Source organism: Bacillus sp. YP1 (assembly GCF_000877815.1).
Lineage (GTDB): Bacteria > Bacillota > Bacilli > Bacillales > Bacillaceae > Bacillus > Bacillus subtilis.
Genome location: NZ_CP010014.1, coordinates 1,008,744 through 1,027,763, shown reverse-complemented (window position 1 = coordinate 1,027,763; position 19,020 = coordinate 1,008,744). Strand labels below are relative to the sequence as shown.

At 42.5% G+C, this 19,020-nt stretch carries 18 protein-coding genes and 1 pseudogene; 10 read left to right on the top strand and 9 right to left on the bottom strand.

The features are described from left to right. Nucleotides 1-128 precede the first annotated feature (128 nt). Both QF06_RS05065 and fdhF read right to left on the bottom strand, forming a co-directional pair. The gene (locus tag QF06_RS05065; protein ID WP_043940099.1) at nt 129-689 is read right to left on the bottom strand and encodes a helical membrane plugin domain-containing protein; all 561 of its coding nucleotides are present in this window, start codon (nt 687-689) and stop codon (nt 129-131) included. Continuing rightward, entirely contained in the window at nt 682-3,639 is a 2,958-nt protein-coding gene (fdhF, locus tag QF06_RS05060) for a formate dehydrogenase subunit alpha (protein ID WP_043940098.1), read from the bottom strand. The genes QF06_RS05065 and fdhF overlap by 8 nt, the downstream gene beginning before the upstream one ends. Before the next feature lie 145 nt (nt 3,640-3,784). On the opposite strand from fdhF, the gene QF06_RS05055 reads away from it, so the two are divergent. Both QF06_RS05055 and QF06_RS05050 read left to right on the top strand, forming a co-directional pair. Continuing rightward, nucleotides 3,785-4,360 (top strand): YjgB family protein, encoded by a 576-nt coding sequence (locus tag QF06_RS05055; RefSeq protein ID WP_014476503.1) that lies wholly within the window; start codon nt 3,785-3,787, stop codon nt 4,358-4,360. 100 nt (nt 4,361-4,460) lie between these two features. Continuing rightward, nucleotides 4,461-4,859 (top strand): ribosomal maturation YjgA family protein, encoded by a 399-nt coding sequence (locus QF06_RS05050; RefSeq protein ID WP_041850954.1) that lies wholly within the window; start codon nt 4,461-4,463, stop codon nt 4,857-4,859. A 9-nt stretch (nt 4,860-4,868) separates the two neighbouring features. Here QF06_RS05050 and QF06_RS05045 read toward each other — a convergent pair. Then, a pseudogene (locus QF06_RS05045) lies at nt 4,869-5,761 on the bottom strand (DUF2268 domain-containing protein). 126 nt (nt 5,762-5,887) lie between these two features. On the opposite strand from QF06_RS05045, the gene QF06_RS21000 reads away from it, so the two are divergent. Together QF06_RS21000 and QF06_RS05040 are read left to right on the top strand one after the other, a co-directional pair. Further along, nucleotides 5,888-6,055, top strand: coding sequence for a YjfB family protein (locus QF06_RS21000; protein WP_014476499.1), 168 nt, complete (start codon nt 5,888-5,890; stop codon nt 6,053-6,055). A 128-nt stretch (nt 6,056-6,183) separates the two neighbouring features. Continuing rightward, complete coding sequence (locus tag QF06_RS05040; protein ID WP_043940097.1) at nt 6,184-6,657, top strand: YjfA family protein; 474 nt, start codon at nt 6,184-6,186, stop codon at nt 6,655-6,657. Nucleotides 6,658-6,696: 39 nt separating this feature from the next. Here QF06_RS05040 and pdaC read toward each other — a convergent pair whose 3' ends face one another. Further along, nucleotides 6,697-8,100 (bottom strand): peptidoglycan-N-acetylmuramic acid deacetylase PdaC, encoded by a 1,404-nt coding sequence (pdaC, locus tag QF06_RS05035; protein ID WP_032725486.1) that lies wholly within the window; start codon nt 8,098-8,100, stop codon nt 6,697-6,699. A 252-nt stretch (nt 8,101-8,352) separates the two neighbouring features. Here pdaC and cotT point away from each other — a divergent pair, with 252 nt between their 5' ends. The 4 genes from cotT to QF06_RS05015 all read left to right on the top strand — a co-directional run bounded on the left by cotT (nt 8,353) and on the right by QF06_RS05015 (nt 10,975). After that, nucleotides 8,353-8,586: a spore coat protein CotT gene (gene cotT / locus QF06_RS05030; protein ID WP_043940096.1), complete on the top strand. Its 234-nt coding sequence runs from the start codon at nt 8,353-8,355 to the stop codon at nt 8,584-8,586. Between the two features lie 111 nt (nt 8,587-8,697). Continuing rightward, nucleotides 8,698-9,699 (top strand): heme o synthase, encoded by a 1,002-nt coding sequence (gene cyoE, locus QF06_RS05025; RefSeq protein WP_170948340.1) that lies wholly within the window; start codon nt 8,698-8,700, stop codon nt 9,697-9,699. A 620-nt stretch (nt 9,700-10,319) separates the two neighbouring features. Beyond that, complete coding sequence (locus QF06_RS05020) at nt 10,320-10,649, top strand: YjdJ family protein (RefSeq protein WP_003232822.1); 330 nt, start codon at nt 10,320-10,322, stop codon at nt 10,647-10,649. 131 nt (nt 10,650-10,780) lie between these two features. Next, a complete protein-coding gene (locus QF06_RS05015; protein ID WP_003232825.1) occupies nt 10,781-10,975 on the top strand; it encodes a DUF4177 domain-containing protein in 195 nt (64 codons plus the stop codon). A gap of 41 nt (nt 10,976-11,016) precedes the next feature. Here the strand turns inward: QF06_RS05015 and ybaK are convergent, their stop codons facing one another. Further along, nucleotides 11,017-11,496, bottom strand: a complete 480-nt coding sequence (ybaK, locus tag QF06_RS05010; protein ID WP_041850956.1) for a Cys-tRNA(Pro) deacylase — start codon at nt 11,494-11,496, stop codon at nt 11,017-11,019. A gap of 228 nt (nt 11,497-11,724) precedes the next feature. On the opposite strand from ybaK, the gene QF06_RS05005 reads away from it, so the two are divergent. Together QF06_RS05005 and QF06_RS05000 are read left to right on the top strand one after the other, a co-directional pair. Next, nucleotides 11,725-12,120 (top strand): hypothetical protein, encoded by a 396-nt coding sequence (locus QF06_RS05005; protein ID WP_009967031.1) that lies wholly within the window; start codon nt 11,725-11,727, stop codon nt 12,118-12,120. A 218-nt stretch (nt 12,121-12,338) separates the two neighbouring features. Next, a complete protein-coding gene (locus tag QF06_RS05000; RefSeq protein WP_041850957.1) occupies nt 12,339-12,845 on the top strand; it encodes a GNAT family N-acetyltransferase in 507 nt (168 codons plus the stop codon). A 45-nt stretch (nt 12,846-12,890) separates the two neighbouring features. Here the strand turns inward: QF06_RS05000 and QF06_RS04995 are convergent, their stop codons facing one another. From QF06_RS04995 to manR, 4 genes are all read right to left on the bottom strand, one after another. Next, nucleotides 12,891-13,373 carry a YjdF family protein gene (locus tag QF06_RS04995; protein ID WP_080332610.1) on the bottom strand — a complete coding sequence of 161 codons (483 nt, stop codon included), beginning with the start codon at nt 13,371-13,373 and terminating at the stop codon, nt 12,891-12,893. A 169-nt stretch (nt 13,374-13,542) separates the two neighbouring features. Beyond that, nucleotides 13,543-14,490 carry a mannose-6-phosphate isomerase, class I gene (gene manA, locus QF06_RS04990; protein WP_041850959.1) on the bottom strand — a complete coding sequence of 316 codons (948 nt, stop codon included), beginning with the start codon at nt 14,488-14,490 and terminating at the stop codon, nt 13,543-13,545. A 14-nt stretch (nt 14,491-14,504) separates the two neighbouring features. Further along, a complete protein-coding gene (gene manP, locus QF06_RS04985) occupies nt 14,505-16,457 on the bottom strand; it encodes a PTS mannose transporter subunit IIABC (RefSeq protein WP_041850960.1) in 1,953 nt (650 codons plus the stop codon). A gap of 147 nt (nt 16,458-16,604) precedes the next feature. Continuing rightward, nucleotides 16,605-18,551, bottom strand: coding sequence for a mannose transport/utilization transcriptional regulator ManR (gene manR, locus QF06_RS04980; RefSeq protein WP_041850961.1), 1,947 nt, complete (start codon nt 18,549-18,551; stop codon nt 16,605-16,607). Nucleotides 18,552-19,020: the final 469 nt, after the last annotated feature.

Sequence of the window (19,020 nt, the reverse complement as noted above, 5' to 3'; positions counted from 1 at the left end):
AAGTAACGATTATTTCTATCTCATTCATCACAATCTTACTTCTTCCTAGTATTTGAATATTTTTTACTAGTCCATTAGACCTTTTCATCAAAAAACCCGAGCTGGCTGAAGCCGGCTCGGGCGGGAGGTCAATCTCGCTTGTTCATTCCTCTTTTCTCTCGGGGTTCCTGATGATGTTTTTGGTGTTCCGAAGGCTGCGTCGTGCGTTCTAGCTCCTTTGTATCTTGTCCCATTCCTTTTAAAAAAGAAAAGAGTAGTGTAATTGATTTGTTGATTTCTGGGTCTTTTAGCGAGCGGATAATATCAAAATAACCTGTCTTTTCTTCACTGTTTTTCTGCTCTACAGCGCTTGCCACACCCGCATTCACTTTCAAAATGAGGGGCTCCAGCTGCTTCACGTCCAGCATGCCGAGGGTTCCAAACAGAAGCAATAGATTTTTCAATGTGTTGGCCGTTTCCTCTGTATCAGCCTTTTTCACTAAGATGTCAAGAACTTTATCTCCTTGGCCAAAAAGGCCGCGCAGCAATGGCAGCACGCCGCGCTCGTTCATATGGCCGAGCATATGCAAGGTTTCGAGAATCGCTTCTTTATGGTCAACTAGAGCATCTTCAATTTCTCTTAAATCACGCTTTCGCTGATCCTCTTCGGTTACCTCGATTTTTTGGATTCGTTTAATCGCTTTAGCCATTATGGCCCATCCCCCTTTTCACAGCGTCACCAGGGAAAATATAATCCTTCCGCGCCCATTTCTTATGAACCTGCACACCGATTTGCGGCTGCGGATTGCCGTTGCGGTGGTTGATCTTAGGCAGCGGGCTGATTCCGTCGTGCTTCAAAATTTCCATTTTGGCTGAGGTTTCTTTGTAAGCAGGCGTATCGGTATCCTTATCGGCATGGCTGCCTGTTAACAGGTTGATCGCCGCTTCCCCTGAATCGTTCATTGGCAGATATACTTCCTTCCCTTTGACTCGATCAGTAATCAGGCACTTCACTTTGACATTTCCGAAAGGCGATGTGAGTCTGACGAGGGTTCCGTCCTGAATCCCTCGTTCTGCCGCAAGCTCAGAAGAAATTTCTAAGAACACTTCCGGTGTTTTTTCCGAAATCCCTTTTGATTTGTAAGTCAGGTTCCCTTCGTGGAAGTGCTCCAAGAGCCGCCCATTGTTGACATGGATATCATATTCCTCACCGAATTCCTCAGGCTCTGTCCACTGGACAGGGTAGAGAATGGCCTTGCCGTCCGGGAAAGGGAAGCGCTCTGTAAAGAGTAAAGGCGAATCCTTTCCATCAGCATTTACAGGCCATTGCAGGGAATTATAGCCCTCAAGACGTTCATAGGTGACACCGGCATAAATCGGCGACAGCTTGGCTGCTTCCTCCATAATGTCTGCAGGATGCTTATAGTGCCAGCCGGCGCCAAGCTTATTGGCAACCTCCATAATAATCTGCCAATCCGGCTTTGATTCGCCCAGCGGTTCAAACACCTGATACAAACGCTGAATCCGGCGTTCTGTGTTTGTAAACGTTCCTTCTTTTTCAAGGCTTGGGCTCGCAGGAAGAACCACATCAGCAAACTCCGCTGTACGTGAAAGGAAAATGTCCTGCACCACAAAGAAATCAAGCTTTTCATATGCGGCATGTACATGATTGATGTTGGAATCCACCAAGCCCATTTCTTCACCTTTTACATACATCGCTTTCAGCTGTCCGGAATGGATTTTTTCAATCATTTCGTGGTTGGTCATACCCGGCTCCTTCGGCAGCGGCACACCCCACACACGCTCGTATTTTTGGCGGACTTGTTCATCCGTCACTTTTTCATAGCCTGGCATTCTGTCAGGCATGCTTCCGAAGTCACTTGCTCCCTGCACGTTATTATGACCGCGCAATGGGTAAGAACCTGCTCCCGGTTTTCCGTAATTTCCTGTCACAAGCAGCAGATTAGAGATTGCCGTGCTCGTGTCGCTTCCTCCAATGTGCTGTGTCACGCCCATCGCCCACAATGCGCACACACTGTCAGCTTGCCCGATCATCTCTGCCATTTGGATAAGGGTTTCTTGATCAATCCCGGTTTTCTCCTCAGCATATTCAAGTGTGTACGGCGCGAGGCTTTTTACATATTCATCCCGTCCGTTCACTCTTTCTCTCAAAAATCGTTCATCGGCCTTGCCGTTTTCTATTAAATATTTGGCGATCGCATTCAGCCAGACGATATCCGATCCGGCACGCGGCTGGACAAATAAATCTGAGCGCTCTGCCATTTCGTGTTTTCTGATATCGGCGACAATCACTTTCTGCCCTCTCAGCTTATGAGCCCGTTTAATGCGAGTGGATAAGACTGGATGCGACTCAGACGTGTTCGAACCGATAATCAAAACAAGGTCCGCTTGCGCGATATCTGTAATTGATCCTGAATCACCGCCATAGCCGACTGTCCGGAACAGGCCGGCAGTCGCAGGAGATTGGCAATAGCGAGAGCAGTTGTCCACATTATTTGTGCCAATGACCCCTCTGGCCAGCTTTTGCATAAGATAGGATTCTTCATTTGTACATTTAGAAGATGTAATAAAAGCGAGAGAATCCGGGCCAAACGCCTCTTTTAATTCAGTGAACTTGCTGGCGATCAGCGATAACGCCTCCTCCCACTCTGCTTCACGGAAATGGTCACCTTCACGGATCAGCGGCTTTGTCAGGCGTTCTTCGCTGTTAACGAAATCCCAGCCGAACTTGCCTTTCACACAAGTAGAAATGCCGTTGGCAGGCGCTTCCTCCTGCGGCTCTACTTTCAGAATGTCTCTGCCCTTTGTCCAGACATCAAAGCTGCAGCCGACGCCGCAATACGTGCAGACGGTTTTCGTTTTTTTGATTCGTTCATCGCGCATAGCGGATTCCATATCAGAAATCGCGAGAATCGAGCCGTAGCCTGTCTCTACGCCTTTCGTGATCTCGATCATCGGTCGCAGCGTTTCGTTATTGATGCCTGTTAAATATCCGGCTTTCCCTTCCATTCCTTTTTCCATCATCGCGTTGCATGGACAGACCGTTGAACAATGGCCGCATGACACACATGACGACTCATTGATCGGCACGTCGTTATCCCAAATGACGCGCGGGCGTTTCCGCTCCCAGTCAATGGTCAGCGTTTCAGTTACCTGAACGTCCTGGCATGCTTCAACACAGCGTCCGCACAAAATACATTGATCTGGATCATACCGATAAAACGGATGGGATTCATCCTTATGGTATGGCTTGTGATCAAACGGAATGCTTTGGTGATTGATTTTCATTTCCTTCACCGTATTATGTATTTCGCATCCCCCATTGTTGTAATCGCAAACTGTACAATAAAGCTCATGATTATATAAAATCTTGTCCATCCCGATGACCTGCGCTTTTTTCACGTCAGGTGAGAGCGTATCAATGATATCCCCATCCTTTAATTCAGCGGAGCACGACCTCTTCAGCTCACCATTGATGCTGACGATGCACGTATCACATGTTTCAATCGGTCCTAAGCTTGGATGATAGCAAACTTGCGGCACTTCAATCGAGCTGTTATTCAAAAGCTGCAGCACCGTCTGTTCCTCGGACGCTTCCATTTCAACGCCGTTTATTGTGATTTTTTTCTTGCCAGCCATCTCCATTCCCCTTTCTTGCTTTATATACCGAATTACCTATTTCAGTTCCCTTACAACAACTCAATAAAACATACAAAGCGCACTCACATGTTTTATTGCACTAACACCGGGAAACGGGATGGTAGATCAATAAGGAGGGATCAACATGAAAAAGACAATGTCTGCTATTACCGCTGCGGCAGCAGTAACAAGCTGTTTTACCGGCTTTGGGGCTGCGTCCTTTTCAGCACCGGCAAAGGCCGCAGCTCAAACAAACACGCTCTCAGAAAACACGAATCAATCAGCCGCCGAGCTTGTCAAAAACCTCTATAACACCGCCTATAAAGGGGAAATGCCTCAGCAGGCGCAAGGCCTTACCATTAACAAAAGCACAAAAGGGGATGTCCACGCTGCGTTTGGAGAACCGGAAAGGCCAGTCGGTGGAGACAATCGATTTGATTTATATCACTGGAATATGGGACAGCCGGGCTACGGATTTTCCTATCATAAAGACATGACAATTTCAGAAATCCGCTACTTTGGAACCGGTGTGGAACGGCAGCTGAATTTAGGCGGAGTTACGCCGGAAGTGCTGCAGAAGCAATTAGGGCCAGCAAATCGGGTGTTAACCGTCCCGTTTACCGATGAAATCGATTATGTATATGATACAGGCCGCTATGAACTCCATTTTGTAATAGGCACGGATCAGACAGCCGACCATGTAAACCTAAAAGCAAAATAAACACCCTACGCGGCTATTCAGCCGCTTTTTTAGTGGACAAATAAAAGCTATATTCCTTACAATACAGGGAGATGAAGCAGAGACGGGGTATCAATTCGCAATGAAGCGAAATCGTTGGATATATGCAGTTTTCACCTTACTGATCATTGGGCTGGGGCTTGGATCCAGAGCATACTCCAGTGTTCTTCCTGATACCCTCAATACTTATCTTGGGGACTCGTTGTGGGCCGCCATGATCTTTACGGGATGCGGATTTCTATTTCGGAAGCTGAAGACAATGATAACGGGCATTATCAGTCTTTCTTTCTGTTTTGTCATTGAATTCAGCCAGCTCTATCATGCTGAATGGATCGACCAGATTAGGGATACTTCTCTTGGCGGGCTTGTACTGGGGTACGGTTTTTTATGGAGCGATATCGAAGCATATACAATCGGAATTGCCGCCTGTGCCGCCATAGAACTGCTGGTTTTGGGAATCAAAAAGCGCCGCTGTATGTGACGCTTTTTTTCATTTGGAAAACAATCCGCACTGAGAAAGAATGGTCTTCGCATCCAAACGCGTGGCCTCGCTTATCGTGATATGATGTTGATTCATAAATGACTGAACGGCATGATAGCCAACTGCATAACCCGCAAAAGCCGATAAATCTGCAGGCTTAAAGCCTTGGTCGTTAGCAATTGGATCACCAAACATATAACGGCTGACTTCCGAAAATCCTTTCACATCCAGCACCTCATTGATCACATCAATGGAATATTGCAAATCTTCATGATCAAAACGAGTAACCCAAGGGCCCAATCGTTCCCAAACAGCTCTCTGGCGAATGATTCCGCCAATTCTTCAATCACAAGATAATCCCCGACACTTACAGAGCCGTGATGAAAATCTATATACGAAAACCGCACATGATGATGAAACTCATGAGCAATAATTGAAGGAATCCTTGGCAGGTTATAACGGTTCGGATCAATCCATACATGAATAAAGCCCGGTATCCCGCCAAACCCGCAGTAGCCTTTTTGCAGCTGAAGTTTATTTGGATCAGCGATATAAAGGCCGAATTTGATCTCCTCTGCATTCACCCGCAGCTGTTCGCGCTCAGCAAAAAATATGCATTGCCGAAGTGCAGATTCAGCTGTCTCTGAAACATGTGATTCTTTCAGTATTTGTAGTGCTTTCTGGCCGCTTTCAGCATCACGGACATCCAAATAGCCCAGCATTTTCGCAGCCATGATCACATCATAGCTTGGCTCCTTCGCTTTCAGCGGAACTTGGATGGCGGTCCACATCTTTTCAAACGGCCTCATCATCGTATACCGAAATACATCTTCTCTTTTCTGTTCTTCCATTGAAAACAGCTTTTCGTATTGCTCAAAGATCTTTTCCATTACTAGATTCATCCTGATTCCCTCCTTGTCAAAAACATACGATATGCCGCAGCGTAAGGGTCAACAGCGAAAATTAAGCCATTTTTCACTGTAAAATCATACAAACCCGCCGATAGGTAAGGCATAGGAGGTGGAACGATGGATATTCCTGCTTTATCAGTTGCAATGCATCAAGCATCCCTTGCCCAGAATGTTAATATCGCTTTAACGAAAAAAATGCTGGACACCGCCCAGCAAAATGCCGATCAAACCTTAAAGATGATTCAGCATCCGACTCTCGGACAAACCATTGATGTAAAAGCTTAACCTCACACCAAAGGCGGCCAATAACTCCATCCTCCCGGCCGCCTTTATTGTTCACAAAAAAGCATGCATGTTTTGATTGTTCCTCCGTATGATTTATTGTTTGCCATATTAAGGAGGTCATAAAGGATATGAAAAGACTGTTTACGAAGGCTTCATTGGTGTTATTTGCAGTAGTATTTGTTTTTGCCGTCAAAGGTGTACCCGCCAATGCGGAAACCCATGCCTACGATGGAAAAAGCCCTTATTACAATGATTGTGCGTCCACCGGCTCTACAAAAAAATCCTCAAACTTAGTGAATGCCAGCAATCAAGTCATCGGAGTAGTTGAGCTTAAATTCAGCAGTACATGTAAAACGGCTTGGGCAAAAATCACGATGAATAATATATTGACGTCTGGCTTTGAAGCAAATGCGGAGATTACCCGAAACACGGACGGCAAGAGATATAATTGTGATTCTGCAGGCGGCAATGGAAAAGCGGTGGCCGGCCAAAAGTCTTGCTATACACCGATGGTATATGATTTAGATCCAAGGACTTCTTACGCTTTCGGCAAGTATTCAGGGCCAAACTTAAATGTTTGGGCCACCACAGGCTCTTATTAAATAGAAAAAAGGCTGTCCGTACGGACAGCCTTTTGTAATTTATTTCGCTTCTCTTTGTTTTTTAACCTCTTCAAGCTGAGAAACCGTCACCAATTGATATCCTTGATCGGTGAGCTTTTTCATAATTTCATCGGCCGCATCAGCAGAGGTGCGGTAAATATCGTGAATTAAAATGGTTCTTCCATCTCCCGCCTGACTCATGACACGGTCAACGATTGTTTTTTTGTTACGGTCTTTCCAATCTTCCGGGTCAACATCCCATAACGCAACATCCATTTTCATTTGACTCCGCAGTTCATCATTAATGCCGCCGTATGGGGGTCTTACAAGCGTCGGGCGGTATCCGCTTATTTTTTCAATGATGTCTTGCGTGTCATTGATCTGCTTTAACGCTTCTTTCACTGAAAGCCTTGTGAGAAGTGGATGGCTCCATGAATGGTTCCCCACCTCATTTCCTTCTTTCAGCATTCTTATTAGCGTTTCCGGATAATATTGAACCCTGCTCCCCAAAACAAAAAACGTGGCATGACCCTTATATTTCTTCAAGGAGTCTAGAATCTGATTTGTTGTCGCAGGATTCGGGCCGTCGTCGAAAGTAAGCGCAATGACTTTTTGATTTGGATCAACCGTTTCCTCTTTGGGTAAAGAAATCACTTCATGCTTCGGCTTTTGTTCTTTGATTTTATTTTTATTTTTTGCTTTATCAATATATTGTTCTTTCAGAATGTCTTTCAAAAGACTTTTCTTAATGGCAATCGATTGCTCTCCAAGATAGCCTGCTGCAACCTGATATGTGTCAAAGTAAAGTTCGATATAATCCTCCTTGATGGCAAAGCGGCTGAAATTTTCTTTTTTCGGAGCCGTCCCTTCCTTTAACAGTGCATCGTCCGCTGCAATGTCCTTATTCTTTTTCAGTTCGTGATAAGCGATTAACGAAAGCTTATGTAGGTAGTCAGCGTCCTCTTTGAAAATATCATCAATGGAAAGAAACGCTTGTTTACTAAAATCATAGTTAAACGTTTTTTTCACGGTTTGCCCGTGTGCCCCGCCGATGTATTTATATTCATTAAATACAATCGCCACTGTCTGTTTGGCATAATGGACAATTTTATAATCAACATTTAATTCGTTGCGTTTTGTCGTATGCTCTTGGTCAACGTCTTTTGTTTCCTTTTGAAATTGACGAACCTCTTTTTCTGCGAATCTTTTTAATGCCGAATCCATTTTTTCATTTTTGAAAACGGGATAGTTAACCGCGTAATTAAAAGTTTTCCCGTCATTCACAAGCGTTGCGATCTCAACATTCCCATATTGAGAATCAGTTCTTACTTTATTCATGACCGTTTCTTTTTTCAATGAATGATTATGGAAAAAGCCGATAAGGCCCACCACACATACAACTGCTATTAATACATGAAACCATTTGATTCTTTTTGCCAACAACAAAAACTCCTTCTTTCGTAGCCATTTCGATTTACTCTTCATCAGTTGGAACTGTATCTATTTAGAAATGCTTTTGTAACATTGTAGTAACATTTATTTCACATTTGTAATACTATGAGATTTAGAAGTTCATGTCAATCCTTTTTAAGGAATTTCATCATAAAAAAACCGAGTTTCATAAATGTACATACACCCAACTTAAGCATCAAGAATATGGTAAAAGGAATAAAAAAAGCTAGGGAGGTTTTCCTCTTGGATTACCCTTTGAATGAACAGCCATTTGAACAAATTACCCCTTATGATGAAAGACAGCCTTATTATTATCCGCGTCCGAGACGGCCATTTTATCAGCCTTATTATTATCCGTTCTACCCGTTTTATCCGCGCCCGCCTTATTACTACCCGCGCCCGCGCCCGCCTTACTACCCTTGGTACGGTTACGGCGGCGGTTATGGCGGAGGATATGGCGGAGGTTACGGTTACTAGTCGCCGCATATCAAAATGGGGGCAGTCCAGCTCCCCATTTTTTTATTTTAAAAATGACAATATCATGACAAATATAGGAAATAATTGTGATTCCGTATCCCTCTTGTTACGATAACAAAAGCATGCAGTTTTAGGGGGAGGCGTCTATTTTTGGAGAATACAAGAGATTCTGCAGCCATATCTGAAACAAAATACATAAAAGCTTCAAACCGGGTAACCATTTACGATTTTATCAAACTTGCAAAACCCGGCATTATCATATCAAACTCGATAGCAGCCTTCGGCGGGTTTTGGATCGCGTTTGCAAGCGCAGAAAAAACGTTAACCGGCATGGCTTTTTTGATGACAATGGTAACAGCAATGTTGGGAACCGCGTTTGTGATGGCTTCCGGCACTGTCTATAACAACTATTTTGATCGGCATATGGACGCAAAAATGGCACGCACTCGCAGCAGGGCCTCGGTCACAGGGAAAATGCCGCCAGCCATGATCTTAACATATGGCTCTGTGTTAGGAATCGCAGGTCTTGCCATGCTTTATTCCCTTAATCCATTAACGGCCTTTCTCGGACTCGCCGCCTTTATTTTTTATGCGATCATCTATACGGTATGGGTGAAACGAACGTCTGTGTGGAGCACATTTGCCGGGAGCTTTCCAGGAGCTGCGCCGCCATTGATGGGGTATTGTGCCGTAACCGGTGACTTCAGTATGACAGCAGTGCTGTTGTACACGATTATGTTTCTGTGGCAGCCGCCGCATTTTTGGGCGATTGGGATAAGACGCAAAGAGGAATATCGTGCCGCTGGCATTCCGCTCTTGCCAGTAGTCAAAGGAAATCATGTAACAAAAATAAAAATGATGCAATATATTGCCGTCCTGGTGCCGGTCACGCTATTATTTCCTTTCTCTCTCGGCACCGGCCATATGAGCCCATTTTATTTTTTAGCAGCCTTGGTTCTCGGAGGCATATGGATCAAAAAAAGCATCAAGGGATTCAAAATAGACGATGACGTGAAGTGGGCAAAGGATATGTTTGTCTACTCGCTTATTTATTTTTGCTTGCTGTTCTTCATCATGATGATCGATTCATTTATGATGTTTCTGATCAGATGATGCAAAAAGAGCCACACATTAATGTGACTCTTTTTTGTTTGGAAAAACAGCATCTAATAGAAATGTCATGGCAAAAAACACAACCATGCAAATCAAAAATCGTATAATCTCACTCAAAATCCAGCTATCAGCTATGCGCATACCATCGGTTTCTCGGAGGGTTGCGCATATTGAAAAAATCATGAGTATGTTTTTTAGGGTTTCTTTGTTCATAAAATACCATCGCTTTCTCGATAGGATGACTTAAAGGCAATGAGATAAGTCATCAAGATATAAAATGTGTCGCATCGTTGCATGTTTTGATTGAAAGAAATCATTGTTTTTTTGCCAGCCAATTGTAAAGCTCAGGCAAACAGATGAAAACCGTTTCTGTGAAAAAGCAGATCTAATCGAATGCTTCTATACTCTCTCCACAAATAAAAAATGCTAAGAAATACATTTGTTTCTCTAATCTATAAACCCGCACTCTTTTTCTGATCATCAGGTATTATAAGCCAAAAACAAACAAAAAAATAGACTTGCGTTTGAGTTGTATGGAAGTGAAATTGCAAGAATAACCCTTACGGTGGTAATATATTGTTTGATTTTCCCATATTCATAGATTTGGAGGTCATACAAAAGTGAAGGGAATATTTTTAGTTGTTCAGCTTGGATTTTCTATTATGGTATTTCTGTTTTTAGCTGCTGTTAATTGGTATCAAGGAAGCGAGCTTGTTTCAGATCGATTTGATTGGAACTATACTGCTAAACTCTCAAAACTGCTAAATGGAATTGATGCCGTCAGCAGCCCCAAACAAATTTCACAGCTTGATTTTTTCATCTATTCCGCTAAACACTACCCTGTTATGAGTGCGTTAATGATCATCTCTTTCTTATATGTTCTGGCCGCTCTTTTTTTACTTATATACTCAGTCAAATGCAATAAGCAAGAGATTCATTTGGACTGCTGACCCGGTGAAATTCGTTTTTATAGCCCATTAACTCTTCAAGATGTTCCTGTGTTTAGTGAGGCAGACCTTAACCTATGTTTTCGGAACTTCTTGCTCAATTATGCGTATACCTTAATAGGAGGGATCAAACGATGAAAGAATATGAATTCGTAAGAGTTGAGCTGAGTACGATGAGAAGAAGGCCTAAAGAAGACTACCAGCAAATCATCCATGATTATGCGAAAAGAGGCTGGAGATTTGTTCAGATTTTCGCTCCCAGTATAGATGGGTATGGGGCAGCTGCTTATTTTGAAATCATATTTGAAAGGGATGCGGAAAAAGCTTAATCGATATGACTAAGCTTTTTTGTTTCCCCCTATATCTGCATCTATACAATTTCTGCAAATGCGGCATCACATGATTTGGCTAAATCTTGTGGCGCCAACTTTAGCTGCATACCGATTTTCCCTGCACTGACAATGATAAAATCAAGCGTTTCTGCAGATGCATCAATATAGGTCGGGAACAATTTTTTCATGCCAATTGGCGAGCAGCCGCCGCGAAGATAGCCAGTTACCGCTAATAGCTCCTTCATTGCAATCATTTCTATTTTCTTTTCCCCTGTCACCTTTGCTGCCTTTTTTACATCTAACTCTTCTGCAACGGGTACAACAAAGACATAATAATGATTTGTTCCTGCTGCTGCAACCAACGTTTTATATACATATTTCAAAGGATAACCGATTTTTTCCGCAACAGAGATGCCATCTACCGGCTGGCCGTCTGTTTTATACCCTAATACCTCATAAGAGATGTTCTGCTGTTCTATCAGACGAACCGCATTTGTTTTTGCCATTTTTTTCGCCATTGTTTTCACCCACTATCAAAATGATGTATGTCTAACTTCTTGCAGTAATATGTAAATTCTATCATCCTAACCTGCATTTTCAAGGTTACTAGCATTGAATCAACGAAAGGACAAATTGATTTCCTTGGACGCCTATAGCCCATTATTAGACTACATGGAACAAAACAGGAATGAACAAATAACTCCCACATACAATTTGTATGAATGGAAAATAAAGGAGTGGTTGCTTTGTATCATTACTTTTATGGCCCTGCGTTAATTCCTTACTTTTCACATACTCATAACCCTCAAAGAAGTCCAGACTTTTCAGAAAGACAGCGAAGAAGAGAAATCACGTTGACTGTAGATGGCTTTGTCCCCCCATCTTCCACCGAAGATCTTGGAGACGGCTTTTATTCTTACGCATGGACGAACCAACAGGTCATCAATCCAGGTGAATACTTAGTTTGTCATCTTGAAGGAAGAGATATCAACGTGATAAATGGTGGATTCACTCCGCGCGATACTGCTCCATTGTATGCTGTAGCAAGCTTTCCAAGACGAAGAAACCAATGGGTCATTATCATTCATAATCCTGTGCAAACCCAAAGAGCCATATCGCTTTATTTGATTGCGAAAAGGTAGCACAACATGTTATCAGAAACCCTGCATTCAGGAACAGAAAAACGGGTAGGGACACATTAACATCGGTATTTTCCCACCCGTTTTTGGTCTGGGCAAACTCTTACCTGTCACTCTTTCAATCTCCCTCAATTTTTTCATCTTTCTCTACTGCCAAGGTATCAGAGAAAATTGTTATATGTTATCATTATTCCCAGTAAAAAGAAAAGAGGATTAGATATATGGTTCTCCTTGAGACGAATCGATTACGATTAAAAACGATTGATATTCCCCTTCTTGACGCCGCGTCTAAACAAGATCATCAGGCTATCAAAGACTTAGGTTATGAAACAAATGGTGAATGGCCAAATTCTGATTTTTTTGAAGCGATACCTTATTTCCGCGAGATTTTAGTCAAAAACAATGGAACAAAAGGATTTGATTCATGGATTATTGTAAAGAAGGACAGTCATGAAATTGTTGGGGGAACTGGATTTTTAGGTGACCCAGACGAAAATGGCATGATTGAAATCGGTTTTGCAACAAATAAAAGTCATCGCCGCAAAGGTTATTGTGTGGAAGCCGCCCAAAAACTAATAAACTGGGCATTAAACCAAGAAACAGTAAACCGGATCACCGCAAGATGCGAACATGATAATCTAGGCTCACAAAAAACCTTGGAGAAGTTAGGGTTTATATTGAATCATAAATCAGCGGATTATAAACATTGGCTATATGTTACAAAGTAGAGTCCTTAATTACAAAAGCAGGCACTGCGCCTGCTTTTGTTTGGATTATTTACCTCTGTGTCTCTTTTTCGCTTTTTGCTTTTTGAGCATATACCTTTGCTCTTTTACATGTTCTCGCTGTTCTTTCATTATTTGTTTTTTCTTTTGCTTTCTTGCTTCAAGCTCTAGCTTTATCGCCTCTTGAGCTTTAGAAGCTACTCCGGCGTTTTTCAACTCTTTTGAAACCTGGCGCTGCAATCTTTTTGGATTGATCTTTTTTTGACGTCTGCCTTGTAAACGAACTCCTTCCTGCTCAGCTTGGGCCAACATATTCAGGAGTTGGTTATGAACAAACTCTAATACTTCAGAATCCCTCGGCTCTTTGCCAAAAAGATGACGAAAGGCTCTTAGCTTTCCATTGTCCACAACTTCAACAACGCCTACCCAAAACTGACCATCGTAGTAAATCGTTAATTTCATAACGATTCCCTCCTCATAAAAGATATTAAAGAATGATGGACATCCCGAGGAGGGGAAGGTTACTGACATTGTCAATAATGCATCCGGACTACCAACCGAATCGTGTTTTTTCATTCTTTACCATATACAGAAAAGAGTGTAACATTTCTTCTCCAACTATTAAACTCTTATTTTATTTAGATCATTGCTGGAGAATAGGCGTCTTCACTCGCAAATTTATTTCTCAAGCCCTGCCATGTTACAGATGGGAGACGATACATTCTGCATATCCTTCGAGTTTAAATTCTCCAAGACCGTAAGGCAGCAACATATGATCTCCTTTTTTGAAAGGATAGACATACTCACCAGAGATCATACGGCCCTCCCCTTCAATCACACTGATAAGAAGGAATGGTTTTTGCTGCTTTAAGCTTGCTGATCCTGATAAGTTCCATTTCCCTACCGAAAAGTAAGCGCATTCAACCAATGTCGTTGTAAGCAAATCCTCAATTTGTTCATGGTGAACTGTATGCCGCTCTGGAATAGACGGGACCTCTATCACTTCGATGCTCTTTTTCAGATGAAGCTCGCGCAGCTTGCCTTCTGCATCTTTTCGGTCATAATCATATAATCTGTAGGTTGTGTCTGAATTCTGCTGCGTCTCCAAAGCAAGAATTCCTTTTCCAATCGCATGAACAGTACCGCTTGGCACATAGAAAAAATCCCCCGGCTTTACCTTTACACGGCGCAAGAGCTCATCCCATTCTCCACGCTCTATCATGGTAGTTAGTTCTTCCTTTGTTGTTGCATTGTGGCCATAAATAATCTCGGCATCTTTTTGGCAATCAATAATGTACCAGCATTCTGTTTTTCCAAGCTCACCGTTTTCATGTATGTTGGCATATTCATCATTCGGATGCACCTGAACAGATAAGTCCTGGTCAGCATCTAATATTTTTGTAAGCAGAGGGAAACGGTCCCCTTCAAGCTGTCCGAATAAATGTCTGTGATGTTCCCATAATTCGCTGAGCGTGAACCCCTTATACATTCCGTTTTGAACAACGCTTTGACCATTTTGATGCGCGGCAAAAGCCCAGCACTCTCCTGTTCGTTGTGACGGAATGGTATAGCCAAAATCAGCTAAAGCGGTCCCGCCCCAAATTCTTTCTTTGAAAACAGGCTTGAAAAATAACGGTTCAATCGTCATGAAAATCCCCCGCTTTATTCGATTTCTTCTAGCAGCTTGTATGCTTCTTCTGTTGTTTGCACGGAGAGCAGCCGCTCCCTATAATTGTCATCCATTAGCTTTCGAGATAGCATCTGCAGTATTTTGAGATGCTGGTTTCCCCCGCTCTCTTTCGGTACAGCAATCATAAAGATTAATTTAGCTTCTGATCCATCCAGGCTATTCCAATTAACACCTGATCGTTTGATCCCAAAGGCAACACTCGGCTCCCTGACCGCCTCAGACTTTCCGTGCGGAATCGCGATATTCATGCCAATCGCCGTTGTTCCCTGTTGTTCACGATTCAAAATGGCTTGTTTAAACCCGCTCTCTGAAAGCAGCGCACCTCTTCGGGACAATTTCTGAATCAATTCATCTATGATGTCATCCCTCGTTTCCCCCGATAAATTTGGTTCAATTAATTCCGGGCTGATAATGTCTGTCAGTTTTTTAAATTCCGACATCTCAGCTTTTTGGCTTTGAATTGGCTGCTTTATTTCATTTGCTGCCGCAGCTTCACTTGGCGCGGAGGGCGGTGCAGTTTCACTGAGCACAGGAGACGCCGTAATATCCTTTTTTAGTACATTGACGAACAGAGCAGTGACAAGAGATCCTGCAATCACAGCAATAAAAAACATCAGGACATGATCAACTGCGCCAAGCACTGCAACGATAGGTCCGCCGTGCGCCACTCTGTCTCCCACATTGCCAATCATGGCTATCACAGAACCTGTCATTGAGCCTGCCATAATACTTGGAATAACGCGCAGAGGGTCCTGCGCCGCAAATGGAATCGCTCCTTCAGTAATGCCGAATAACCCCATCGTAAATGCCGCTTTCCCCATTTCTCTTTGAGATGCCTCGAATTTTCTTTTTCCTAAAAACGTCGCAATGCCAAGGCCAATCGGGGGGATACAAATGGCGACAGCAATTGGTCCCATAATTTCATAATTCCCTTCTCCAATCATTGCCGATCCAAACAGAAACGCCACCTTATTTACGGGGCCGCCCATATCAAATGAGATCATCGCCCCTAAAATCAATGCCAGAAGGATCGAGCTCGACCCTTTCATCCCCGCCAGCCAAACTGTTAAAGAGGCGAAAATTTGAGCTACAGGCGCGCCGATCAAAAACACAAACGCTAAACCTACAATCAGTGATGCAAACACCGGAATAATAATAATCGGCATAATCGGCTGGATTGCTTTTGGAACTTTTAATTTTTTGATCCAAAGTGCCGCGTATCCAGCCAAAAACCCGGCAATAATCCCCCCGAGGAATCCGGCGCCGCTTGCGCTGTCATAAAAACTTCCAGTCGCCGCAATATAACCGCCGATCATCCCTGGCACAAGTCCCGGTTTATCAGCGATGCTATAGGCGATATAGCCGGCTAAAATCGGAATCATAAATGAAAATGAAGCACTGCCGATCTGTTCAATCGTTTTCCAGAAGGAATCATCCGGAATAACTAAGCCTTTAGGTGTTTTCTCCCCTCCAAGCGTTAATGCAACCGCTATCAATAATCCGCCGACAACAATGAAAGGAACCATAAATGAAACGCCGTTCATTAAATGACGGTAAATTGGATTTTGTTTCTTCTCCTGATGATTACCGGATTCCGATTTTAAAGCGGAACGATAGACCGGTATATCCCCGTTAAGAGCTTTTTGAATCAATTCTTCCGGTTTGCGGATGCCGTCCTGTACCCCCACAGACAGCAGTTTTTTGCCTATAAACCGGTCTTTGTTTACCGAGCGGTCTGCAGCAATAATGATTGCGTCCGCTTCGTGAATTTCCTCTTCGGTTAGCTTATTTTCAACACCAATCCCTCCCTGGGTCTCAACTTTGATGCTAACGCCCAGTCTGTCAGCAGCTTTTTGCAGATTTTCCGCTGCCATATACGTATGGGCGATTCCATTCGGACAAGATGTAATCGCTAACAGTTTCATAGGAAACCTCCTTTAAAGTGTGAATAATAAGATCTTGTCTCAACTGTATACTGAAATCAGCTCATTAAAATCGCTTTTTTTACCATAGGTTCCGGTAATAAAGGCATTTTTCCCTATAACAAAAAAAAGCAAGGAATAATCCCTGCTTTAATAATCCAAATGAGATAAAAATGTCATGACATTGGCTTCTTTCGTCAGCTTCTGGACGAAGGCCGGCTGCTCGCTAAGATATGAAAGCTCGCTAAACAGCTGCTTTGTCATGGTTTGATCCTCGTGTTTGACAGCCAGCATAAAAACGAGCGAAACTTTTTCATTTCCCCATTCAAGCGGCTCCTTTAATGTGGCAATCGCGATTGCTGATTGTTTAATAAATTTAGCGTTTGCATGAGGAATGGCAATGCCTGACCCAATATTTGTCGCCGACATTTTTTCCCTCATCACCGCATGAACCGCATAGTCCTTATCAACATAGCCTTTCTCAAACAAAGCTGTCGCCAGCTGTTCGATTAACTTGTAGCGATGCTCCGCCTCCTGCTGCAAAAAAACCAAAAAAGGAGTCGTATTGTTCAGCATCTGAAACGTTTTTTGTTTTTGGCGGTGTGATTCGCCCAACTGACGTATAAACGCACTTAATTTCTTCTCTTCGCCAGGCTCTAAAAGCGGAGATACAACAATATGGGGAACCGTAATATTCTCCAGCGCAATGGTGGATATGACAAGATCAATATCCTCATGCTTTTTGATATAATCCTTTAAATCGGCCTTTGCAATACAAGCCATTACAGCGATTTGGTGATATTTCCGTTCAATTTTTGTCCGCAGCAATTGTGACATCCCAATCCCCATGTGGCAGACGATAATCGCCTTTTTATGTGTCTCGCTGCTGCACTGCATCCGTTCGATCGCTGCCTGAAAATGCAATGTCAAATATGCTGCCTCTTCCTCAGGAATTTGAAGATCAAAAGTTTGATTGATCTCTTCCAAAACATCAATGATGAGGTGGAACAAATAAGGGTACATCTTTTTGATGTCATTGAGCATAGGATTTGCTACAGAAAGGTCGTAGCTCAGCCGTTGCAGCACAGTATTGAGATGAATGTTCAAACCATTGATCAAATCCTGATCCTTATGAAAATCCATCATTTTCAGCTCTGAAACACGATTGATTAAATGCCCTACAACCTTAGGAAGCACAGCATTTTCAAGGTTCTCTTCTGTCTGCAATGGATAACGAACCTTACCGCCCAATATATGTAATGTTAAGTACACGGCTTCTTCTTCAGGGAAGCGAATTGCAAAAACCGGTTCAAGCCGCTGTAAACAAGCAAATGTCCATTGATATTCTTTCTTCTTTTTTACTGCCGCCATTTCTTTTGGGGACAATGAAATCGGCTGCTTCATTTTGATGCGGCGGACCATTAACAATGTATGCAGCAACAAACTTTCAAACGTTTCGTCTGTGAAATAGAGGGAATGCTTTTTTTGCAATGATTTGATTTCTTTCGTCACAAAGTCTACTTCATAATGTAAAAACTTACTTTTAATAAATTGGCTGGTAAACGCTGTATTGTGGATCAAATCAGATATTCTTGCCAATGCCTTTCTTTTATTTCTTTCGTTCCCTTCAACCTTTAATCCAAGCCGCTGCCTAGAAACCAGTGTGAGATCAAAACGCTTCAGCCACTCTTCTACTGCGTATAAATCCTTTTTAATGGAAGATCGATTGACAAAATGCCGAGCGGCAATGTCTTTTGCGGAAACAGGCTTCGGATTCATTAATAAGTCATAAGCAATGTGCAGCATTCTTTCTTCATCGCTCCGCTGCCTAGAAGAAAAATGTTCAGTATATAATTGTTGGCTTAGCCAGGTCCTTTCCTGTTCTTCTATATGTAAATAAACGCCCAACCCTGGTTTTCGAATAAGCTGTGCATGAGAATGCTCATTGAGATAATCCTCGATCACTTTCAAATCATTCCGGATTGTTTTTTCAGAACACTGTACCCTATCTGCGAAATCTTGCACAACTAAATAGTCATCAGGTTCAGATAACAACAGATACAAAATCTCTTTTTGTCTTGTATTTATGTATTCCATCTGTTTTTCTATCCTTCCTGTCAGTATCTACTTGAGCAAATTGATAGTATAAGTATACTATATAAGAAACCGTTTACATTATAAAATAAAATCATAGAGACAAAAGTTTCGTTTTTTACCGAAGCTTCCGGAAAAAAGCGATTTTTATATTCTTTGAGTTTGCTATGTAATGTATTTTTTATCGTTATTCAGCAGAAATTCATAAAAATACTCCAATTCTTCACCTATTTAGAACGAAGATTTTCTAATGTATGAGTACGAAAGTAAGAACATGATGAAGAAAAGTGATTTGGCATCTTCGGGGATAAAGTGCAGATAACAAACAAAATTTCCACACGCTCAACAAACTAATAACCCCATCAAATGTGTTTTATCAACATTTTAAGGATGGCCATTCTCTCTCAGCAATTTTCAATGATAAATACAAACTCTGTGCAGGGCACACAATAGTCTTAGCTCAAATCAATTG